The organism is Streptomyces sp. AC558_RSS880 (assembly GCF_019049255.1).
In the GTDB taxonomy this organism is placed as follows: Bacteria; Actinomycetota; Actinomycetes; order Streptomycetales; family Streptomycetaceae; genus Streptomyces.
The window spans coordinates 139,810-160,897 of record NZ_JAGMUJ010000013.1 but is presented as its reverse complement, the minus strand read 5'-3'; the positions used below and the strand labels follow the sequence as shown (position 1 = coordinate 160,897).

Genomic DNA, 21,088 nt, shown 5'->3' with positions numbered 1-21,088 from the left:
GAATTCCCCCGAAAAGCCAACGTGGCGCGAGCCGATGATGCCACGATCACGAGCCCGTGCACAGCGGTGGGCGGGGGCGCGTGCCACCGGGCCCGCGCTCCCACCCGGTGGCGGATCAGCCGTCCTCATGAATCAGATCCGGTCCCGCTGAGCCGCAGGTCCTCACAGGTCCTGCAGTGCGGCGGGCGCACGTCGTGCCCGCTGAAGACCGCGGCAGCACGCGAGAAGCCGCTCGAGAAGGACAGCCGGGAAGAAGCAGGATCGGGTCGCCCCGACGGCATGGTGGCGTCATCCCGTGCCGTCCACATGAGGGCGGGCCAGGCGGCGCAGCGGGGACGTCCTGTCCCACACGTGCCAGCGCGCACCGCACACCGGGTCCGTCGCGTAGGTCACCTCGGCCGGGAAGCCGTCGACCGCGACCCGCTCGGCCGGCGGATCGACGAGGCGCCTGCCGCAGCGGGGACAGTGGTCCGGGGTCCGCATGGGATACATGCCCATCGCTCTGCTCCTGTGCCTACACCGACGCTCGTCCGGACGCCACCCACCCGCTCACCGCCACGGCACCGCTTCCGCACGCCAGGACCCGCCAGGCATCGGGGGTCCAGGCGAACACCGCGTCCTGGCCGAAGCGACGCCCGAGGTCACGCGCCGCCGCATCGCTCAGGCCGAGGACGGCGACGCTCTCCTCCCGATGCGTGCCGCGCACGTCGCCCCCCACCGCGGGCCACGAGGTGAGACCACGGTGACGGATCCCGTCGAGCAGTACGCGCTGGGCGCGGGCGTTGGCGTCGTCCGACGCGGTACGGCCGTAGGGGTTCCAGGCGGTGATCACATGGATGGTGGCGCCGCTGCCGTCCGGTACCGGGAAGAAACCCTCCGCCGTGCCCCGAGGGCGCGGTTCGACCCGCACGGCCCGGTCCCCGAACCGGATGTCGACGACTGCCGTCCGGTAGAGATCCCAGTCACGGGGCGTGCCGGGTGCGTCGATGGCGTGCACAAGGGCCTCCTGTGGAACGAAGACCCCCTTACACCTCGTGCAGGGAGATCGGTGCCCGCCCCCACGGGATCATGGAGGCGTCGGCCGCAAGATTTCATGATCCGAGCCCTGGAGCAAGAGGGCTGTGAAGGCATTGCGGAAGATCGGCGCGGGTGTCGGCTTCCCGTCCGGTCGTGTGACGGCCGACCCGCGTGAGGTGCGTGGGAGGCACGGATCACCGGGGTGCGGCAGCGCGCCACCGGGATCCTTCGGCTCCGGGAGGCCACCCGAGGTGCCCACACCCTCCGAAACACCGCGAAACCGCGCCGGCCTGCCGATCGTCGACCTCGCCGCCGCGCGGGAACTGTTCCGCACGGCCGGGTCGAGCGGCCTGGGCCGGCCGGGAACCGACGGGATCTTCGACCAGTGGCTCGACGAGTCCTGCGACCTCGCCTTCCACCGCGGCGCGGACCGGCCCTCGCAGGCACGGGCGGTCGATCAGGAGGGGGTGCGCGGCCACGTCCGCCCGGTGGGTGCGGCGGAGCCCGGTCGTGACCCGGCACGGGTGTCCGGGGCTGTCCGGGACAGTCCCGGACACCGTGAAGTGCTTGCCGTGGCGGCGCGGACCCGAGCAGTGTTCCTGTCGCACGAGCGGCGGGAACGGACTTCCCGCCCGTGCCTCACATGACCATCGAAGGGGAGGGAACATCCATGCGCAAGCACCTGGGCATGGGGCTGCCGTGCCTGGCGGCGGCCGTGGTGATCGTGGTTCCGAGCGGGCCGGGGGCGCTGGCCGCGCCGGTCGCCGGGGGCGAGGACGTCACCGTCTACGTGGGCTCCGGTGGGACGTCGTTCGCCGGGCTCTCGGGGAAGTCGCTCCTGCGGGCGGCGGGGAAGGCCGGCCTCACCGCGCAGAGTCCGGTCGGGTCCCTGCGGGACGCCCAGGCCGTGCTCGCGGCCAGGAACACGAGGAACGCGACGATCATGCTCCGCGGCGGCACCTACACCGATGCCGGGGTGGAGTGGGGGCCGGGCATCGCCGACGGTACGGTCACGGTCAAGGCCCAGCCGGGGACGGGCCCCGTCACCTTCGACGGGCGGGCGGCCAAGGCCGGGTACTGGACGAAGGTGGGCCCCAAGTCCCCCAAGCTGAACTTCCAGGGGCCGTACACCGTGAAGCGCTACGGCGACGGCGGGATCAAGGCCACGGGGACCAAGAAGGACGGTCCGGTCAAGGGGCTCGTGGTCAACCGGATCACCTTCAAGCAGATCGGCAACGCCTGGGTCAAGGGCGGCAAGGGCTACGCCGGCGTGCACCTGAACTACGTCTCGAAGGCCAAGATCACCAACAACTCGTTCGTCAACCTCGAGAACAAGACGGTCCCGGGGAACACCCACGGCGTCTACCTCGCCTTCAACCAGACGCAGAAGACCCCCGGGAGCAACGGGAACCTGGTGGAGAGGAACACCTTCCAGGTCATCTCCGGTGACCCGGTCCGCGCCAGCGACGGCAGCAGCGGTAACAAGGTCCGGAAGAACGTCTTCAGGAAGGGCCGCGACCACAAGGGGAAGACCAGGGGGAACGGCAACCACGGGATGTTCACCTACTGGGCGTTCCCGAGGGCCAACACCTGCGGAAAGGGTGGGAACACCTTCTCGGGCAACACCTACACCGTGAACTACTACAACAAGAAGGCGCCGGCCGTCCGCTCGGGCTCCGACACCGGCCGCACCTGCAGGTCCGTCAAGGACGGGGGCGGCAACACCTACAAGCGCTAGGCGGGCGGCGCCGGCAGCGCGAAGGGCGATCCGTGCTGTCAGTGGGGCCCGTTACCGTCGGCCCATGTCGATCACCGCACAACTGCGCGACTCGGTGAGGCTGCCGGGTGGAGGCGCACTGGTCAACGGCTTCGCGTTCGAAAGCCGTGGGGACGGTTCCGGCCGCGCCCTCCTCCGCAACGGGCACGAGCTGGAGGTCTACGACCTCCGGGAGTTGTTCGCGGGGGAGCGCGCGCCGACGGCCGTCTTCCCTCTTCCCTGGCCCCGGTGGGACCACGGCGTCCACTCGGTGAGCCCGGACGGCACGTTCGCGGTGTTCTCGGGGCAGCGCGCGGTACGGGCCATGGGCAAGGGGGGAGAGACGCTGTGGGAGTACCGGCACGGCTGTTGGGGACCCGAGCTCGGCCACCCGCACACGGGGGACGAGCAGGAGGTGTGCCGGGGCCTGGAACACGGCTCCTGCCGGATCTCGGACGACGGCCGGCTCGTGTGGGCGCACGTGGTGGGAGAACCGGAGCCGGGCGGCTGGGAAGAGCGCTGGGTGGTCCTGGACGCGCGTAACGGAAGGGAGTTGGCGCGGCTGCCGCTGGAGAGCGCGGCGGCCGGTTCGAACCACCTCTCCCACCCGGACGGTGTCCACATGGGGCTGAGCATCGGCATGGGCCAGGACGGCATCCTGCTGCACTGGGCGCGCTGGGACGGTGGGAAGCTGACCGGCTGGGACGTGAACGAGGGCCTGGACCGCATCCTGGCGGACGTCCACGCGGGACACCCGGGCTTCCTGACGGTCGAGCACTACGGCACGGACCTGCAACTGCACGCCCTGGACGGCACGGTGATCGCCGAGCAGGAGCCCGAGTCGGCCGACGACGAGGACGAGACCTACTGGGACTACGCCTGCGGCTTCGTCGACGCCGACACCGTCATCGCCTCGACGGTCGACTCCGACGAGGAGCCGGAGGAAGCCCGCCACTGGCTGCTCGACGCTCACACCCTGCGGATACGCGGGGTGGTCGCGTACCCGACGGGCCCCGTCGACAGTTACGTACGTCCGCTCGGCGACGGGACCTGGCTCACGTACGACGACAAGAGCGAGACGCTCAACCGCTGGACGCGGTCGGCGCCCGGGACGAGCTGACCGGCCTGCCCCCGAGGGCTCCACCCGGCCGGGGCGCGGTCGGCGTCAGGACCCGTCGATCAGTTTCCGTACCTCCGGGGGAAGCTCACCGCCCGAGTGGGCGGCCACGAAGGTGGTGTCGTCGGGGCTGTTCCCGACGGCGACGGCCACCTCGGAAGGGACGCCGTCCACCTTGTAGGCGGTCGTCGTCTCCCCGGCCTGTCCGGCGTCATCCCGTCCGCCGGTGTCGTCGCACGGCGGGAGGGTGGCGGGACCGAGCTCCTCCCCTGCCGTGAACCGCACGTCGGCGACGTCCCGGTAGGTGCGGTCCTGGTAGAGGACGCGGTAGGCGCAGGATGCCGCCTGCTCGCCTCCTTCGTCGCCACCGCTCTCCGACGTGCAGGCCACGGCCAGCATCAACATGGCCGCCACCAGTGGTGGGCGCGTGGTTCGTCCCGGCCGATTCATTGTTCCTCCCCGGCGATCGTCCTGGACGCGCACGAGTTCGTGTACGTCGCGAGGCCGGAGTGGTCGAGCCGACGCGTCCCGATGTGAAGACGCGTCCGGCCTCATGAGGACGACGGGGTGGATGCGGTGTTCGTTCGAGCAGCAGCCGGTCGACTCGTTCGTGAAGCCGTGGTCGCGGATCCCGGACCGGACCGGACCGGTCGGATCGCGTGGCCGCCGGACCGGTCGGACCGCGTGGCCGCCGTTACGACCCCGTCGGCTCCAGCGCCCCCAACTGCACCATCAGCCCCAGCCGGTCGTACTGCCACCAGCCCTCGACGATCTTCCCGTTGTCGCCGAAGCGGAAGATGGTCGTGCCCGTCATGGCGGCCTTCCTCCCCGTCGCCGGGATGCCGAGGAAGTCGCCCTTGTGGGTGCCCTCCCAGCTCCACCGGGTGCACACCCGGTCCCCTCGCGCGAGCTGGTCCTCGATCCGGAACGCGAAGTCGAAGCCGCCGCGCCACACGTCCATCTCGCGCCGGAAGTGGTCGAGGCCGATGACGTCCTGCTCGTTGGCCGGATCGTGGTCGTGGTAGTGCTCCTCGATCAGGCCCGTCATCGGGGACAGGTCGTCCGCGGTGGCGACCACCTCGAAGAAGCGCCGCGCGGAGTCCGTGTTCAGCTGCGCGTCGCGCACCACGTCCAGGTCCGTGAACGTCGGCACACCGTCACACAGGGCCACCATCTCCCGGAAGATCCGGTCGGTCTCCGGCAGCTTCGAGTTCCGCATCGCCTCCTCGTACGACGGGAACTCCACGATCTCGACGACGTGCGACGTGTCCGCGCGGTCCTTGCCGACCACCGCGTGGGTCGCCGTCCGCTTCCCCCTGGTCTGCTCGACCCACTGGTCCATGAGCCGGTCCATCTCCTCGAACCGGCTGGTCCGGCAGTCGATGAGCTGTACGAAGGTCATGGTGCTCGCCTCCGGTCCCCTGGGTCCGGGTCGGTCTGTCAGCACCCATTTTCTCCCGGGGAGCGGAGTCCGTCCCGCCGTGACCGCGCGACCGTCGGACCACGGCTACCGGGGCCCGTACTTCCGTCCCGTCCGCGACGAGATCCCGCCCAGCAGCCCGCGCGGGACCAGCTTCGCCGCCCCCATCAGCGCCTTGTAACGCGGATCCGGGATCGACAGCGTCTTGCCCCGGGCCAGGTCCGCGAGCGCCGCCGTGGCGACCTTGTCCGCGTCCAGCCACATCCAGTTCGGGATGTTGTCCGTGCCCATCCCGGCCCGCGCGTGGAACTCGGTGCGCACGAACCCGGGGCACAGCGCCATCAGCCGTACGCCGTGGCCCGCCAGGTCCTGCGCCGCACCCTGGGTGAACTGCACGACCCACGCCTTGGACGCCCCGTAGGTCCCGCGCGGCACGAACGCGGCGGTCGAGGCGACGTTCACGACGCCTCCGCGTCCGCGCTCGCGCATCGTCTCCACCGCCGCCGACGTCAGCCGGAGCACCGCCTCGCAGTGCACCTTGAGCATCCTCAGCTCGTCGGCCATGGGGACCTCGAGGTAACGGCCCCGGTGGCCGAAGCCGGCGTTGTTGATCAGCAGGTCGACGGGGTTCTTGCGGTCGCCGAGGCGGTCGGCCACCGCCTCGATGCCCTTGTCCTGGGCCAGGTCGGCGGTCAGCACCTCCGCCTCGATGCCGTGGCGGTCGTGCAGCTCGGTCGCCTGTTCGCGCAGCCGTCCGGTGTCGCGGGCGACCAGCACCAGATCATGTCCGTCGGCCGCCAGCCGCCGCGCGAACGCGGCACCGATCCCAGCCGTCGATCCCGTAATCAGAGCCGTTGTCATGGCGCAAGAGTAGTTACCCGGAGTGGAGTCGTCCGCTTCATGTCATCCCATGGACATGCGGTCAGGCGGTCGGCCCCGCCCCGTACTTCTCCACGTACGTCCGCGCCATCGCCAGCGCCTCCGGATGCAGCGCCCCGCCGGCCGCCAGCAGCCGGGGCAGCAGCGTCCGCTCGGTCGTCACCGCGCGGAACTGCAGCGCGACCGTCACCTCGTGCTCCGGCCGGTGCATGATCCGTACGGCGTCACCCGCGCGTATCTCACCGGGCCGGATCACCCGGAAGTACGCGCCCGGCGCGCCCCGCTCGGTGAACCGCTTCACCCAGCCCTTCTCACCCAGATGGCCCTGGAAGGTGCGGCAGGGGATACGCCCGGAGGTGACCTCCAGCACCACCTCGGGACCGACGGCCCAGCGCTCGCCGATCAGGGCGCCGGACACGTCGATCCCCTCGGTGGTGAGGTTCTCGCCGAACATCCCGTTGGTCAGCGTGCGCCCCAGCGTGCGCTCCCACTCGTCGAGGTCCTCGCGGGCCACGGCGTACACCGCCTGGTCGTCCCCGCCGTGATGCCGCGTCTCGCACACGGCGTCCCCGGCCAGACCGCTCGCGCCGGTCCCCTTCGCCCCCGGCGCGGCCACCCGCACCGGTCCGTCCACGGGTTGCTTGTCGATGCCGGTCACGCCGTCGCGCTGCTCCGTGTACGGCACGGCCTTGGGTCGCCCCAGGTTCACAGACAGAAGCTTCATGAGTCGCACGGTAGGCGATGGGCATCAAAGCGTCGACGCATTATCCGGCGCCGTGTCAAAGGTCGGCTTATCCTTGAGGGGTGATCGAAGCCCGTCATCTCCGCGTGCTGCGCGCCGTGGCCACCACCGGTTCCTTCTCCGCGGCGGCCCGCGAACTGGGCTGCACCCAGCCCGCCGTCAGTCAGCAGATGAAGGCCCTGGAGGCGTCCGTCGGCACGCCCCTGCTCATACGCAGCGGCCGCGAGATGCGCCTGACACAGGCCGGAGAGGCGTTGGTGCGGCACGCGGCCGGGATCATCGCCGGACTGACCGCCGCCGAGGAGGAGGTCGCCGCCATCGCCGGGCTCCGCGCGGGCCGGGTCCGGCTCGTCTCCTTCCCCAGCGGCAGTTCCACGCTCGTCCCCACGGCCCTCGCCGCCCTGCGCGCCGCCCACCCCGGCACCCGGGTCTCCCTGGAGGAGGCCGAACCGCCCCGCTCCGTGGAGATGCTGCGCGAGGGCGACTGCGACGTGGCCCTCGCCTTCCGGTACGAGGGGGCGGCGGGCGCCGAGGAGTGGGACGACCTCGTCGTGCGGCCGCTGCTGTCGGACCGGCTGGTGGGGCTCGTGCCCGAACGGCACCGGCTCGCCCGCGCGGAGTCGGTCGCCATCGGCGAACTCGCCGACGAGCCCTGGATCGCCGGCTGCCCGCGCTGCCGGAGCCAGTTGGTCGAGGTGTGCGAGACGGCCGGCTTCACGCCGCGCATCGACTTCGCGACCGACGACTATCCGGCCGTCGCCGGACTGGTCGGCGCCGGGCTCGGGGTGGCGGTGCTGCCCCAGCTGGCCATCGAGTCGGTACGGCCCAGGGGCGTGCGCACCGTGGCGCTGGAACCCGCCGTGCGCCGGGAGATCGTCGCGCTCACCCTCCCGGACCTCGCCCAGGTGCCGGCGGTCACCGCGACGTTGGAGGAGCTGGCCGGAGCGGCCGCCCGGTAAGGGGGTTCCGGGTACGTGGGTCACCGTGCGTAAGGACCGATGGGTCACCCCCAGTGACGGAACGAGGTCGCGTGCGCGTGCCCCGTGCCGTGAAGAAACGTTCCCTCAGCTGTTCGAAGCGGCGTGCCCTCCCATGGCCGACGCCGACACCAGGCGGTTGCGCGCCCGCCCCATCAGCTCTTCGCGCTCGTCCTCGGTCAGTCCGCCCCACACGCCGTACGGCTCGCGTACCGCCAGCGCGTGTGCGGCGCACTCGGCGCGCACCGGGCACCTCATGCAGACCTCTTTGGCCGAGTTCTCGCGAGCGCTTCGAGCCGCACCACGCTCGCCCTCCGGGTGGAAGAAGAGCGAGCTGTCCACCCCGCGGCAGGCAGCCAGGAGTTGCCAGTCCCATAGGTCCGCGTTCGGTCCGGGAAGGCGGGAGAAATCTGCCATTGCGTGACCCCTTGTAGCCGTTCTGGGCGGATCCGGTGTCCACGACCGTACAACTACGATCCAAGGAGATGAAAATATGACTCATTGCGAATCTAGTACCGGACACCAGCAAAAGGGAAGAAAAGGGGCTGAATGGGGCATGGGTTGTGATGAAAGTTCGAGGGTACGTCGCGCATATCTGCACCGTGTCCGTCTCCTCACGTAGAGTGCCGAAGGTGGCAGACAGCCCCGTAACTCTTTCGAGTGACCGTCGTTGAGAGTGCGAGGCGGTTGAAGGAACAAGCGCTCGGGCGGGCGCCCGAGACGGTCGACCGCACAGGTGACGATTTCGTACCAGCCTGGAGGCTCAAGGTGACGCGCATCAGCTGCGGAGGGCGGCCATGACTTCCGTCCTCGTCTGCGACGACTCCCCGCTTGCCCGGGAGGCGCTCCGCCGCGCGGTTGCGACCGTGCCCGGCGTCGAGCGCGTGACGACGGCTGCCAACGGCGAGGAAGTCCTCCGCCGCTGGGGGGCCGACCGCTCGGACCTGATTCTGATGGACGTACGCATGCCCGGTCTGGGCGGCGTCGAGACGGTCCGGCGGCTGCTGTCCGCCGACCCCGGAGCGCGCATCATCATGCTCACGGTCGCCGAGGACCTCGACGGTGTGGCGCTCGCGGTGGCCGCCGGTGCGCGCGGCTATCTGCACAAGGACGCCTCCCGCGCGGAGCTGCGGGCGACGGTCACACAGGCGCTCGCCGACCCGACCTGGCGGCTCGCCCCGCGCCGGCTGCGCTCCGCCGAGATGGGTGCGGCGCCCACGCTCACCGCGCGGGAGATCCAGGTCCTCGAAGGCATGAGCCACGGCCGCTCCAACGCCGAGATCGGCCGCGAGCTGTTCCTCTCCGAGGACACCGTCAAGACGCACGCGCGGCGGCTCTTCAAGAAGCTCGGCGCGTCGGACCGGGCCCACGCGGTGGCGCTCGGTTTCCGGTGGGGCCTGGTGCGCTAGGGCCTTGCGTGGGGATCACGCCGGGTAGCGAGCAGGGCCCCGTGCCCTGCACCGCGGGACGGCGGCGAGGACCCGGGGCACAACGCCGGGCGCCTGTGCCTGTGCCTGCGCGGCCTGGTGCGGAACCGGGGCCACGGGGCCGGCACGATCCGAACGGCAGGCCCTGGGCCCGTTCCGCCCCGGACCGGTCCGCCCCGGTGTGCGGCATCACACGGCAGCCGATGTGCGGGGGCCTGCGGACGTCCCCGTCCGGGATCCGGCCGCGACCGCCGACGCGACACCTCCGCGTGATCGGTCGCATGCGCACCGGGCCTGAGCGAAGCTCGCCGGCCGACGGTGCGGAGTTCGGCGGCCACGGGGTTCCGCGACCCGGTGGAGCGTGGTTTCGGCGGACGTGGAGCCTGCGGTTCCGCGCGGTGCGCTTCTGGTGGGGGTGCGGGGCGTGGCTTTGTGCGGTGTGTTCTCGGTGGGGGTGCGGGGTGTGGCTCCGCGTGGTGCGCTTCCGGTGGGTCCGGGGTTTGTGGCCCCGCGCGGTGTGCTGTCGGCGCCCGGAAGGGCCGTGGCCCCGGCTGACGTCTTGCCGGTGGGCGCGAACCTCGTCGTTCCACACGGCGCGCCACCGGCCCCGCGGACCCGAACCGAGCCGTACGGCAGGCCACCGGCCCCACGGACCCGAACCGAGCCGCACGACAGGCCACGGCCGAGTGGGCCCGGGAGCACGCCGAGCCGGCGCAGTCGGCCGGATCCACCGTGCCGGAGGTGCGGACGCGTCCGTCGTTCGCCGTGCCGGGGGCGCGGACGCGTCCGTCGTTCGCCGTGCCGGAGGTGCGGACATGTCCGTCGCCCGCCGTGCCCGGGGCGTGGAAGTCCTCGTCGTCCACCGTGCCCGAGGGACGGAGAACCCCGTCCACCAGCGCATCGGCGACAGCCGCCGGACGCCCGCTGCTCGTTTCGCCGCGGATGCCGCATCCTTGAGGTGTGGAGTTCCTCGGGGACGAGTCGGTCGAGCGGAAGGGGAGGGCGCAAGGGATGAGTTCCGGCGCACCTGCTCATAACGCTTCGGTGCACAACCAGGGACACGGTGCCGCGGACCAGACGTCCGCAAGGCACCATGGACCGATGCGCGACGACGAGGCGGGCACTGCCCACGGGGCGATCGGTGCGCTCGTCCATCGCGCGGTCGACGGGGACGAGCAGGCCACGCACGATCTGCTCGCCCATGTCCACCCCCTGGCGCTGCGCTACTGCCGCACCCGTCTGTCGCGGCTGCCCGGCGACGCCCGGCACTTCGTCGAGGACCTCGCCCAGGAAGTCTGCGTCGCGGTGCTCCTCGCGCTGCCCCGCTACAAGGACACCGGCCGGCCCTTCGAGGCGTTCATCTTCGCCATCGCCTCCCACAAGGTCGCCGACCTGCAGCGCGCGGCGATGCGGCACCCCGGTTCGACGGCCGTGCCGTCCGACGAGATGCCCGAACGCCCCGACGACTCCCTCGGCCCGGAGGAGCGCGCCCTGCTCAGCAGCGACGCCGAGTGGGCCAAGAAACTGCTGGCCAACCTGCCCGAGAACCAGCGTGAGCTGCTTCTGCTGCGGATCGCCGTGGGCCTCACGGCGGAGGAGACTGGACAGATGTTGGGAATGTCACCCGGCGCCGTCCGGGTGGCCCAGCACCGCGCGCTGAGCCGACTGCGCGCCCTGGCGGAGCAGTAACCGCCGCCGCCGCGCCGCCCCTTCGGCGCATGAACGGACGACCAGCCGTTCCCGTACGAACATACGAAGCCGGGAGTCGTGCGAAACCGTGGAATGTGACACCCCCACTTCCCGTTAGCATGGACATCCGCACCGATCAAGGCCATTTGGGGAAGGTGTCATGACTGCCAACGTCGACGGAGTGCCCGGTAAATTCGCGACACTCGGGCTGACCTACGACGACGTGCTGCTGCTGCCGGGCGCGTCGGACATGGCGCCCGACGAGATCGACACCGCCTCGTACGTCTCCAAGAACGTGCGGGTCAACATCCCGCTGCTGTCCGCCGCCATGGACAAGGTCACCGAGTCGCGCATGGCGATCGCGATGGCCCGCCAGGGCGGTGTCGGCGTACTGCACCGCAACCTGTCCATCGAGGACCAGGCCAACCAGGTCGACCTGGTGAAGCGCTCCGAGTCGGGCATGGTGGCCGACCCCATCACCATCCACCCGGACGCCACCCTCGGCGAGGCCGACGCGCTGTGCGCCAAGTTCCGCATCAGCGGCGTCCCGGTCACCGACGGCAACAAGAAGCTGCTCGGCATCGTCACCAACCGCGACATGGCCTTCGAGACCGACCGCTCCCGTCAGGTGCGCGAGGTCATGACGCCGATGCCGCTGGTCACCGGCAAGGTCGGCATCTCCGGCGCGGACGCCATGGAGCTGCTGCGCCGCCACAAGATCGAGAAGCTGCCGCTGGTCGACGACGACGGCGTCCTCAAGGGCCTGATCACGGTCAAGGACTTCGTGAAGGCCGAGAAGTACCCCCACGCGGCCAAGGACGCCGAGGGCCGGCTGCTGGTCGGCGCCGCGGTCGGCGTGGCCGGTGACGCCTTCGAGCGCGCCCAGGCGCTGATCGAGGCGGGCGTCGACTTCATCGTCGTCGACACCGCGCACGGCCACTCCCGTCTGGTCGGCGACATGGTCGCCAAGATCAAGTCGAACTCCTCCGGCGTCGACGTCATCGGCGGCAACGTCGCCACCCGCGACGGCGCCCAGGCCCTCATCGACGCCGGCGTGGACGGCATCAAGGTCGGCGTCGGCCCCGGCTCCATCTGCACCACCCGCGTCGTCGCCGGCATCGGCGTCCCGCAGGTCACGGCCATCTACGAGGCGTCGCTCGCCGCCAAGGAGGCCGGTGTCCCGGTCATCGGCGACGGTGGCCTCCAGTACTCCGGTGACATCGCCAAGGCCCTGGTCGCGGGCGCCGACACGGTCATGCTGGGCTCGCTGCTCGCGGGCTGCGAGGAGTCCCCGGGCGAGCTGCTGTTCATCAACGGCAAGCAGTTCAAGTCGTACCGCGGCATGGGCTCGCTCGGTGCCATGCAGAGCCGCGGCGACCGCAAGTCGTTCTCCAAGGACCGCTACTTCCAGGAGGGCGTCGCCTCCGACGAGCAGCTCGTGCCCGAGGGCATCGAGGGCCAGGTGCCCTACCGCGGCCCGCTCTCCTCGGTCGTCCACCAGCTGGTCGGCGGCCTGCGCCAGTCGATGTTCTACGTCGGCGGCCGGACCGTGCCCGAGCTGCAGGACAACGGGCGGTTCGTGCGGATCACCTCCGCGGGCCTCAAGGAGAGCCACCCGCACGACATCCAGATGACGGTCGAGGCGCCGAACTACAGCCGCAAGTAGTCGTAAAGGCCTTCCTGGGCGGTCCCGGACACCTCCGGGACCGCCCTCGGCGTGTCCGTCGGGGATACTGGAAGGCGCTGCAACGCATCAGGGAAAGGCCACAGACGTGACTGAGATCGAGATCGGGCGCGGCAAGCGCGGCCGCCGGGCGTACGCCTTCGACGACATCGCCGTCGTCCCCAGCCGCCGTACGCGGGACCCGAAGGAGGTCTCGATCGCCTGGCAGATCGACGCCTACCGCTTCGAGCTGCCGTTCCTGGCCGCTCCCATGGACTCGGTCGTCTCCCCGGCCACCGCGATCCGCATCGGCGAGCTCGGCGGCCTCGGCGTGCTGAACCTCGAGGGCCTGTGGACGCGCTACGAGGACCCGCAGCCGCTGCTCGACGAGATCGTCGGCCTGCCCGCCGAGGCGGCCACCCGCCGCCTGCAGGAGATCTACGCCGCCCCCATCAAGGAGGAGCTGATCGGGCAGCGCATCAAGGAGGTGCGCGACTCGGGCGTGGTCACCGCCGCCGCGCTCTCCCCGCAGCGCACCGCCCAGTTCTCCAAGGCCGTCGTCGACGCGGGCGTGGACATCTTCGTCATCCGCGGTACGACGGTCTCGGCGGAGCACGTGTCCGGCGCGCACGAGCCGCTGAACCTGAAGCAGTTCATCTACGAGCTCGACGTCCCGGTGATCGTCGGCGGCTGCGCCACCTACACCGCCGCCCTGCACCTCATGCGCACCGGTGCGGCGGGCGTGCTGGTCGGCTTCGGCGGCGGCGCCGCGCACACCACGCGCAACGTGCTCGGCATCCAGGTGCCCATGGCCACCGCGGTCGCCGACGTGGCGGCCGCCCGCCGCGACTACATGGACGAGTCCGGCGGCCGGTACGTGCACGTGATCGCGGACGGCGGTGTCGGCTGGTCCGGCGACCTGCCCAAGGCGATCGCCTGCGGCGCGGACTCCGTGATGATGGGCTCCCCGCTGGCCCGCGCGACGGACGGTCCGGGCCGGGGAAACCACTGGGGCATGGAGGCCGTCAACGAGGAGCTGCCGCGCGGCCAGAAGGTCGACCTCGGCACGGTCGGCACGCTGGAGGAGATCCTCACCGGTCCCTCCCACACCCCCGACGGCTCGATGAACCTCTTCGGCGCCCTGCGCCGCGCGATGGCCACGACCGGCTACAGCGAGCTGAAGGAGTTCCAGCGCGTCGAGGTGACGGTGGCGGACTCGCAGCACCGGCGGTAGAGACCGGGCGGGCTTTGATACGGCACGGAGGGGCCGGTCACCTGGTGACCGGCCCCTTTCGCATGTCCAAGTGGGGCGCGCGTGGCGCTCAGGGGGCGCACGGTTGTTTTCGGGGCGAATCTGAGCCGACGGGGTGAATTCCGTCGGTAATGTCCGTGTTCGGCGACCCAGTTCTCTGGGGCGCCCCCTTCCAAGGAGATCGTCCCCGGACCCCGGCCCTCGGGGCCCGGCCCGATTCCAGACGGACCGCCTACCGGGTTATGGGCGGCATCGTGGAAGGGGGCGCGCCATGGGCCGTCACCGCAAGCCCACAGCCTGGGACCGGATCCGTCTGCGGATGGTGAAGTTCCGGAGGAGGTGCATCTTGTGGCGCTACGGGAAGTGAGCGGCCACCCCTACGAGAATTAGGGGTGGACACTCCGTTCACTTTCAGGAGCCTGCCGCAGCTAACCCCTGCGGTGGGCTCCACCTCTTACGGTCCCGAAGTCGCTGTGAGGCGGTCCGGTCCCGGAGGAGGTACCTCTTGCGGATCCAGGAAATACGTTACCCGGCGATCCCGCTGCCCACCACCAGCCTCTGTGGCACTTGAATCCGCGCGCCCCCTCCTCACAACCGATGCGCCGCCCCCGTAGGCGTCGCCCCCCGCGTGTCCAGCATCAGCTGGGCCTTCACCGACAGGCCCTGGAGGTCGTACGTGCGGTGCTGCTGGAGGAGGATCGTCAGGTCGGCGTCGGCGGTGGCCTCGTAGAGGGAGTCCGCGCGGGGGACGGGGCGGTCGAGGACGTTCCAGAACGGCACGTACGGGTCGTGGTAGCTGACGGAGGCGCCCAGCTCCATCAGCCGGACCGCGATCTCATGGGCCGGGGAGCCCTGCCGGTCGGCGAGGTCGGGCTTGTAGGTGACGCCGAGGAGGAGCACCCGCGCGCCGCGCGCGGACTTGCCGTGCTCGTTGAGGAGGGCTGCGGCGCGCTGCACGACGTAGCGCGGCATGCGGCCGTTGACCTCCTGGGCGAGTTCCGCCATGCGCAGGGTGCGGCCCGCGTGGGCGGTCAGGTCCTGGGGGACGGTGTGGCCGCCGACGCCGGGGCCGGGGCGGAACGCCTGGAAGCCGAAGGGTTTGGTCTCCGCGCAGCGCAGGACGTCCCACAGGTCGATGCCCAGGTCGTGGCAGAGGGCGGCCATCTCGTTGACGAGGGCGATGTTGACGTGCCGGAAGTTGGTCTCCAGGAGCTGCACGGTCTCCGCCTCGCGCAGGCCGCGCGCGCGTACGACCTTGTCGGTGATGCGTCCGTAGAAGGCGGCGGCCGACTCGGTGCAGGCGGGGGTGAGGCCGCCGATGACCTTCGGGGTGTTGGCGGGGGTGTGGTCGCGGTTGCCGGGGTCGACCCGGCTGGGGGAGTACGCGAGGTGGAAGTCGTGTCCCGCGCGGAGACCCGACACCGACTCGAGCAGGCGCAGCAGGGGGCCCTCCGTCGTCCCCGGGGGCACGGGGGACTCGAGGATCACCGTGGTGTGCGGGCGCAGCCGCGCGGCGAGGGTGCGGGCGGCCGCCTCCACCTGGCCCAGATCCAGCCCGCCGTCCGCGCCGCGCGGCGTCGGCGCGCAGATGACCGCGGTGCGCACCCGGCCGAGCTCGGTGGCGTTGGCGGTCGTCCGGAAACCCTGCGCGAGCATGCGGCGCTGTTCGGCGGCGCTGAGGGAGCCCTCCTCGGGGCCGGTCCGGTAACCGATGGTGGGGATGCCGGCGGCGACGGCGGCCTGGGCCAGGGGCAGGCCGTACGGGCCGAGTCCGATGACGGCGAGATCTGCGGGCATGGCGTGGGCCGTCCTTCCCAATAACCGGAGTGCGACAGATGCGCAAGCCCTGTGGACCGAGCAGGCGAGCGCAATGTCAGACTAGGAGTAAATATGACCGATATGTGGGATTGGTCGGCCGAGTTTCGGTGAGTCGTTCCGCGGGTTTGTCCACAGGTCGGAGGCCGTGGTGGCTGAAGTCGGGCAAGCCGGTCAGAATTTGGGCATGAGGGTGGGGGACCGGGCTTCGCCCGACGGGTGCGGCCGATGCGACCGATGAGCGGGAGGCAGCGGTGAGGACAGCGACACTGGGGCCGGCGCAGCGCGCCGAATCACTCGCGTCCATGGCCGAGCACGAACTGGACGTGCTGGTGGTGGGCGGCGGCGTGGTCGGCGCGGGTACGGCGCTCGACGCCGTGACGCGCGGTCTGTCCACGGGCCTGGTCGAGGCGCGTGACTGGGCGTCGGGCACGTCCAGCCGGTCCAGCAAGCTGATCCACGGTGGCCTGCGCTACCTGGAGATGCTCGACTTCGTGCTCGTGCGGGAGGCGCTGAAGGAGCGCGGCCTGCTGCTGGAAAGGCTCGCTCCGCATCTGGTGCGCCCGGTTCCGTTCCTGTACCCGCTGCAGCACAAGGGCTGGGAGCGGCTCTACGCCGGAGCGGGCGTCGCGCTGTACGACACCATGGCGATGGCCCGGGGACACGGGCGGGGCCTGCCCGTGCACCGCCACCTGACCCGCCGTCACGCGCTGCGGGCCGCCCCCTGCTTGAAGAAGGACGCGCTGGTCGGAGCGTTGCAGTACTACGACGCCCAGATGGACGACGCCCGGTTCGTGACGACGCTGGTGCGCACGGCCGCGGCGTACGGCGCGAAGACCGCCAACCGTGCGCGGGTCACGGGGTTCCTGCGCGAGGGCGAACGCGTCGTGGGCGCCCGGGTGCAGGACGTCGAGGGCGGTGGCGAGTACGAGGTCCGCGCCAAGCAGGTCGTCAACGCCACCGGGGTGTGGACCGACGACACGCAGGCGATGGTCGGCGAACGCGGCCAGTTCCACGTGCGGGCCTCGAAGGGCATCCACCTGGTCGTCCCCAAGGACCGCATCCACTCCACGACCGGGCTCATCCTGCGCACCGAGAAGTCCGTGCTGTTCGTCATACCCTGGGGCCGGCACTGGATCGTGGGCACCACGGACACCGACTGGAACCTCGACAAGGCGCACCCGGCCGCGTCCAGCGCGGACATCGACTACCTGCTGGAACACGTGAACTCGGTGCTCGCGGTGCCACTGACGCGGGACGACGTGGAGGGTGTGTTCGCCGGTCTGCGGCCGTTGCTCGCGGGCGAGTCGGACGCCACGAGCAAGCTGTCCCGCGAGCACACCGTGGCCCATCCCGTGCCCGGCCTCGTCGTGGTGGCGGGCGGCAAGTACACGACGTACCGGGTCATGGCCAAGGACGCGGTGGACGCGGCGGTGCACGGACTCGACGTCCGCGTCGCCGACTGCGTCACCGAGGACACGCCGCTGGTCGGCGCCGAGGGCTACCACGCGCTGTGGAACGCGCGTGCGCGCACGGCCGCGCGCACCGGACTGCACACGGCACGGGTGGAGCACCTGCTGCACCGGTACGGCGCGCTGGCGGAAGAGGTCCTGGACCTCATCGCCGCGGACCCCGCGCTGGGCGAGCCGCTCCGGGCGGCCGACGACTATCTGCGTGCCGAGATCGCCTACGCCGCCTCGCACGAGGGCGCACGGCACCTGGACGACGTGCTGACCCGGCGCACCCGCATCTCGATCGAGACGTTCGACCGGGGGACGCGCAGCGCCCGTGAGGCGGCCGAGCTGATGGCGCCGGTACTGGGCTGGGACAAGGACCAGATCGAGCGCGAGGTGCAGCACTACGAGAAGCGGGTGGAGGCCGAACGGGAGTCGCAGCGGCAGCCCGACGACCTGACGGCGGACGCGGCACGGCTGGGGGCACCGGACATCGTTCCGTTGTAGTCGCGCCGGGAGCCGGCCCCGGAGCGAATCACTCGAACGGGTGGCGGAAACCGGGATCTTCGTTCGGAACCCGGTCGTTCTAGGAAGTGCGAGGGCAGAACTCGGCCGCGAGCACCGCGGGTTCGAGACCGGTATCCGCCATCGTGTCCGTGTTCACCCGGAAGGTGAGGACATGCCGGCCGTCGGCGGTGGCCGCGGTGCGCACGTAGCTGCCGGAGATGCGCCCGTTGTGCCCCCACACCGTGGTGCCGCACGGAAGCCGCACAGGAAACAGGCCCATGCCGTACGAGCCGTGTGCGGTGCGGGTGTCGAGCATCTCGCGCAGTCGGCGCGGGGGCAGCAGTTCACCGCCGAGCAGGGCCCCGTAGAAGCGGTCCAGGTCGGCGAGCGTGGTCACCAGCTCGCCCGCGGCGCCGGCCACCCGCGGGTCGAGCCGGGTGACGTCGGTGCCGTCGGCCGCGTAGGAGCGGCCGTGCGGCGAGGGAAGAGAGGTCCGGGAACCGGGGAAGGAGGTGCCCGTCAGGCGCAGCGGAGCGATGATGCGGCGCTCGGCCTCGGCGGCGTACGAGCGGCCGGTGACCTGTTCGACGACCAGGCCGAGCAGGACGTAGTTGGTGTTCGAGTAGGAGAAGCGGCCGGGGTCGGCCGGGGGGTGGGTGAGTGCGATGCGTACGGCTTGAAGGGGGGTGGCCGGCACGGTGCCTCGCGTGTCCGCGGAGAAGTCGTGGAGGCCGCTGGTGTGGGTGAGCAGGGAACGCAGGGTCAGCGCACGGCCGTCGTTGCCCGCTCCCCGCACCAGGCCGGGCAGATGCTCCTCCACGGTGTCGGAGAGGGACAGACGGCCTTCGTCGGCCAGTTGCAGGACGACCGTGGCGACGAACGTCTTGGTGATGCTGCCGGCGCGGAAGTGGTCGGCGCGCTCGATGCCCGAGCCGGCGTCGGCGTAGCGGGCACCGGTCTCCTCCAGGGCCAGCAGGGCCGCGGCGGGGGCGCCGCCCCGCGTGACCAGGAGCGGAAGGAGTGCGTCCGTAGGCGGGACGGCCGGGGCCGAGGAGGCGTTCGGGGCCAGGGCGAGCAGGGCCAGGGACACAGGAACGGCCAGGAGCGTCCGAATCGGCGGCATCCCGGCTCCTCCCATGTCGGAGGCCCATCATGCAGGGCTGGGGAGGGCATCCGTCACCCGGGTGCCGTGCGCGCCGGGCCCGGTGTGCGGCCAGAGGCACCCTGGGCGTCGACCACTTGTCGGGTGAGGGACAATGAAGGCTCTGTCAGGGCGGGTTGCATGAGGGGACGCATGTCGGAGGCGGAGCGGGCGGAGACATCCCGTCAGAACAAGAGCGCACGTCTCCTCGCCGGGCGGTACCGGCTGGGAGATGTGCTCGGCCGCGGCGGCATGGGCACGGTGTGGCGGGCCCAGGACGAGACCCTGGGGCGGACCGTCGCCGTCAAGGAGCTCCGCTTCCCGTCGAACATCGACGAGGAGGAGAAGCGGCGGCTGATCACCCGGACCCTGCGCGAGGCCAAGGCGATCGCGCGGATCCGCAACAACAGCGCCGTGACCGTCTTCGACGTGGTCGAGGAGGACGACCGGCCCTGGATCGTGATGGAACTCGTCGAGGGCAAGTCGCTCGCCGAGGTCATCCGGGAGGACGGCCTGCTGGAGCCGCGGCGCGCGGCGGAGGTCGGTCTCGCCGTCCTGGACGTCCTGCGCTCCGCGCACCGCGAGGGCATCCTGCACCGTGACGTGAAGCCGTCGAACGTGCTGATCGCCGAGGACGGCCGGGTCGTGCTCACGGACTTCGGCATCGCCCAGGTCGAGGGCGACCCGTCCATCACCTCGACCGGCATGCTGGTCGGCGCCCCCTCCTACATCTCCCCGGAGCGGGCCCGCGGGCACAAGCCGGGGCCGGCGGCCGACCTGTGGTCGCTCGGCGGGCTGCTGTACGCGGCGGTGGAGGGCACTCCGCCGTACGACAAGGGGTCCGCGATCGCGACGCTCACGGCGGTGATGACCGAGCCGCTCGAGGAGCCGAAGAACGCGGGACCGCTCAGGGACGTCATCTACGGGCTGCTCACCAAGGACCCCGCCCAGCGGCTCGACGACAGCGGTGCCCGGGCCATGCTGAACGCGGTCGTCAACGCGCCCGCGTCCAAGGAGGGCGGGGAACCGGCGGACGCGACGAAGGTCGTGCCGCTGCCCGAGCAGCCGGACGCCGGAGGCAGGCGTGGTGAGGAGGCCGGGGAGAAGCTGCGGGGCGCGCTGCGTTCCGTGCGGAAGGCGGCGGTGGCGGCCGGCTCGGCCGGTGCCGCCGCGGCGGCCCGCGCCAAGTCCGGCAGTGGCGGCACCGCTTCGGCCGCCGCCCCGGCCGCGGGAACCAGGAACACGCCGGCGGGCGCCTCCGGGACGCGGCCCGGCACGGCATCGCCCTCCGCCCCGGCCGCGAAGCCGGCCCAGGCGTCCGGCTCGAGTGCGCGGAGGACCACGCGGCAGGAGCCGGCCACCGGTGGCCGCAGTTCGGGCTGGCCGGTGATGACGCCTCCGGACCTGCCGGCGAGGACCGTGCCGCGGGCGCCGCTCACCGATGTGGTGCCGCGACGGACACTGATCATCATCGCGGTGGTCGTGGTGCTCGCCGTGCTCGGCACCGTGCTGGCCCTCACGCTCGGCGGTGACGACGAGGGCGACAAGGGAGCCAAGGGCAGCGGCGGCGCGACCGTCGTCAGCGGGACCCCGAGCGCCGACACCAAGGGCGACGAAGGCGACGGCACCCGCACCGACGGCACGGCGACCGAGTCGACGGGCACGGGAACGGGAGCGGGGGAGGCGACCGCCGGCGCCGGCGGTTCGGCCGAGGCCGAGGACGAGGCCGGGGGAGAGGGCGAGGAAGAAGACGGCGGCGGTACGTCGGCGGCGCAGACGTACAACGGGAACCAGGGGTACTCGATCGGGCTGCCCGAGGGGTGGAAGTTCCAGTCGACGGGGGCCGCCGGGGACCGGTTCACCGGGCCGAACGGGCAGAAGCTGCTCATCGGCTGGACGACCACGCCGAAGGACGACCCGGTCGCGGACTGGAAGAACCAGGAACGCGCCATGGTGCGTGCCCAGTACCAGCGCATCCGTATCGAGGCGGTGGACTACCGCGGCTGGGACACGGCCGACTGGGAGTTCACCTATGTGGAGAGCGGGACGAAGTACCGGTCCATAGACCGGGGGACCGTCGTCGGCGACCGGCTCGGGTACGGGCTGATGTACACGGCCAAGGCCGCCGACTGGGGCAGCGACCAGCGCAAGGACACCTGGCGGACGCTGACGAAGACGTTCCGGCCGAAGTCCTGAGCATGACCGGCCCGCGGAATGGGGAGTCAGATGTGG

General features: G+C 71.4%; 19 protein-coding genes. 10 read left to right on the top strand and 9 right to left on the bottom strand.

Annotated elements, in window-relative coordinates:
• Positions 1-288: 288 nt before the first annotated feature.
• Both KUM38_RS05490 and KUM38_RS43230 read right to left on the bottom strand, forming a co-directional pair.
• Positions 289-498 (bottom strand): hypothetical protein, encoded by a 210-nt coding sequence (locus KUM38_RS05490; protein ID WP_217128136.1) that lies wholly within the window; start codon positions 496-498, stop codon positions 289-291.
• A gap of 16 nt (positions 499-514) precedes the next feature.
• On the bottom strand, positions 515-997 hold the full coding sequence (locus tag KUM38_RS43230) for a DUF3293 domain-containing protein (RefSeq protein ID WP_217128135.1): 483 nt from the start codon (positions 995-997) through the stop codon (positions 515-517).
• Between the two features lie 271 nt (positions 998-1,268).
• On the opposite strand from KUM38_RS43230, the gene KUM38_RS05480 reads away from it, so the two are divergent.
• From KUM38_RS05480 to KUM38_RS05470, 3 genes are all read left to right on the top strand, one after another.
• Positions 1,269-1,664 carry a hypothetical protein gene (locus tag KUM38_RS05480; protein ID WP_217128134.1) on the top strand — a complete coding sequence of 132 codons (396 nt, stop codon included), beginning with the start codon at positions 1,269-1,271 and terminating at the stop codon, positions 1,662-1,664.
• 23 nt (positions 1,665-1,687) lie between these two features.
• Positions 1,688-2,755, top strand: coding sequence for a right-handed parallel beta-helix repeat-containing protein (locus KUM38_RS05475; protein WP_217128133.1), 1,068 nt, complete (start codon positions 1,688-1,690; stop codon positions 2,753-2,755).
• 64 nt (positions 2,756-2,819) lie between these two features.
• Positions 2,820-3,893, top strand: coding sequence for a hypothetical protein (locus tag KUM38_RS05470; RefSeq protein ID WP_217128132.1), 1,074 nt, complete (start codon positions 2,820-2,822; stop codon positions 3,891-3,893).
• 45 nt (positions 3,894-3,938) lie between these two features.
• Here the strand turns inward: KUM38_RS05470 and KUM38_RS05465 are convergent, their stop codons facing one another.
• The 4 genes from KUM38_RS05465 to KUM38_RS05450 form a co-directional block, all read right to left on the bottom strand.
• Positions 3,939-4,295 (bottom strand): DUF6281 family protein, encoded by a 357-nt coding sequence (locus KUM38_RS05465; RefSeq protein WP_254396704.1) that lies wholly within the window; start codon positions 4,293-4,295, stop codon positions 3,939-3,941.
• A gap of 289 nt (positions 4,296-4,584) precedes the next feature.
• Positions 4,585-5,292 (bottom strand): ester cyclase, encoded by a 708-nt coding sequence (locus KUM38_RS05460; RefSeq protein ID WP_217128130.1) that lies wholly within the window; start codon positions 5,290-5,292, stop codon positions 4,585-4,587.
• A 105-nt stretch (positions 5,293-5,397) separates the two neighbouring features.
• Entirely contained in the window at positions 5,398-6,171 is a 774-nt protein-coding gene (locus KUM38_RS05455) for an SDR family oxidoreductase (RefSeq protein WP_217128129.1), read from the bottom strand.
• A 61-nt stretch (positions 6,172-6,232) separates the two neighbouring features.
• Entirely contained in the window at positions 6,233-6,913 is a 681-nt protein-coding gene (locus tag KUM38_RS05450) for an MOSC domain-containing protein (protein ID WP_217128128.1), read from the bottom strand.
• A gap of 80 nt (positions 6,914-6,993) precedes the next feature.
• Between KUM38_RS05450 and KUM38_RS05445 the strand changes: the two genes are divergently transcribed.
• Positions 6,994-7,890, top strand: a complete 897-nt coding sequence (locus KUM38_RS05445; protein ID WP_217128127.1) for a LysR family transcriptional regulator — start codon at positions 6,994-6,996, stop codon at positions 7,888-7,890.
• Between the two features lie 105 nt (positions 7,891-7,995).
• On the opposite strand, the gene KUM38_RS05440 is transcribed toward KUM38_RS05445, so the two are convergent.
• Positions 7,996-8,325: a WhiB family transcriptional regulator gene (locus KUM38_RS05440; RefSeq protein WP_217128126.1), complete on the bottom strand. Its 330-nt coding sequence runs from the start codon at positions 8,323-8,325 to the stop codon at positions 7,996-7,998.
• 380 nt (positions 8,326-8,705) lie between these two features.
• On the opposite strand from KUM38_RS05440, the gene KUM38_RS05435 reads away from it, so the two are divergent.
• The 4 genes from KUM38_RS05435 (at position 8,706) to KUM38_RS05420 (ending at position 13,921) form a co-directional block, all read left to right on the top strand.
• Complete coding sequence (locus tag KUM38_RS05435) at positions 8,706-9,317, top strand: response regulator transcription factor (RefSeq protein ID WP_003948568.1); 612 nt, start codon at positions 8,706-8,708, stop codon at positions 9,315-9,317.
• Between the two features lie 1,119 nt (positions 9,318-10,436).
• Positions 10,437-11,024: a sigma-70 family RNA polymerase sigma factor gene (locus KUM38_RS05430; protein ID WP_217128125.1), complete on the top strand. Its 588-nt coding sequence runs from the start codon at positions 10,437-10,439 to the stop codon at positions 11,022-11,024.
• Positions 11,025-11,184: 160 nt separating this feature from the next.
• A complete protein-coding gene (guaB, locus tag KUM38_RS05425; protein WP_217128124.1) occupies positions 11,185-12,690 on the top strand; it encodes an IMP dehydrogenase in 1,506 nt (501 codons plus the stop codon).
• A gap of 106 nt (positions 12,691-12,796) precedes the next feature.
• The gene (locus KUM38_RS05420) at positions 12,797-13,921 is read left to right on the top strand and encodes a GuaB3 family IMP dehydrogenase-related protein (protein ID WP_145867692.1); all 1,125 of its coding nucleotides are present in this window, start codon (positions 12,797-12,799) and stop codon (positions 13,919-13,921) included.
• A gap of 606 nt (positions 13,922-14,527) precedes the next feature.
• Here KUM38_RS05420 and KUM38_RS05415 read toward each other — a convergent pair.
• The gene (locus KUM38_RS05415; RefSeq protein ID WP_217128123.1) at positions 14,528-15,736 is read right to left on the bottom strand and encodes a nucleotide sugar dehydrogenase; all 1,209 of its coding nucleotides are present in this window, start codon (positions 15,734-15,736) and stop codon (positions 14,528-14,530) included.
• Between the two features lie 272 nt (positions 15,737-16,008).
• On the opposite strand from KUM38_RS05415, the gene KUM38_RS05410 reads away from it, so the two are divergent.
• On the top strand, positions 16,009-17,715 hold the full coding sequence (locus tag KUM38_RS05410) for a glycerol-3-phosphate dehydrogenase/oxidase (protein WP_217128122.1): 1,707 nt from the start codon (positions 16,009-16,011) through the stop codon (positions 17,713-17,715).
• 79 nt (positions 17,716-17,794) lie between these two features.
• On the opposite strand, the gene KUM38_RS05405 is transcribed toward KUM38_RS05410, so the two are convergent.
• Positions 17,795-18,838, bottom strand: coding sequence for a serine hydrolase (locus KUM38_RS05405; RefSeq protein WP_217128121.1), 1,044 nt, complete (start codon positions 18,836-18,838; stop codon positions 17,795-17,797).
• Positions 18,839-19,009: 171 nt separating this feature from the next.
• Between KUM38_RS05405 and KUM38_RS05400 the strand changes: the two genes are divergently transcribed.
• Entirely contained in the window at positions 19,010-21,052 is a 2,043-nt protein-coding gene (locus KUM38_RS05400; RefSeq protein WP_217128120.1) for a serine/threonine-protein kinase, read from the top strand.
• Positions 21,053-21,088: the final 36 nt, after the last annotated feature.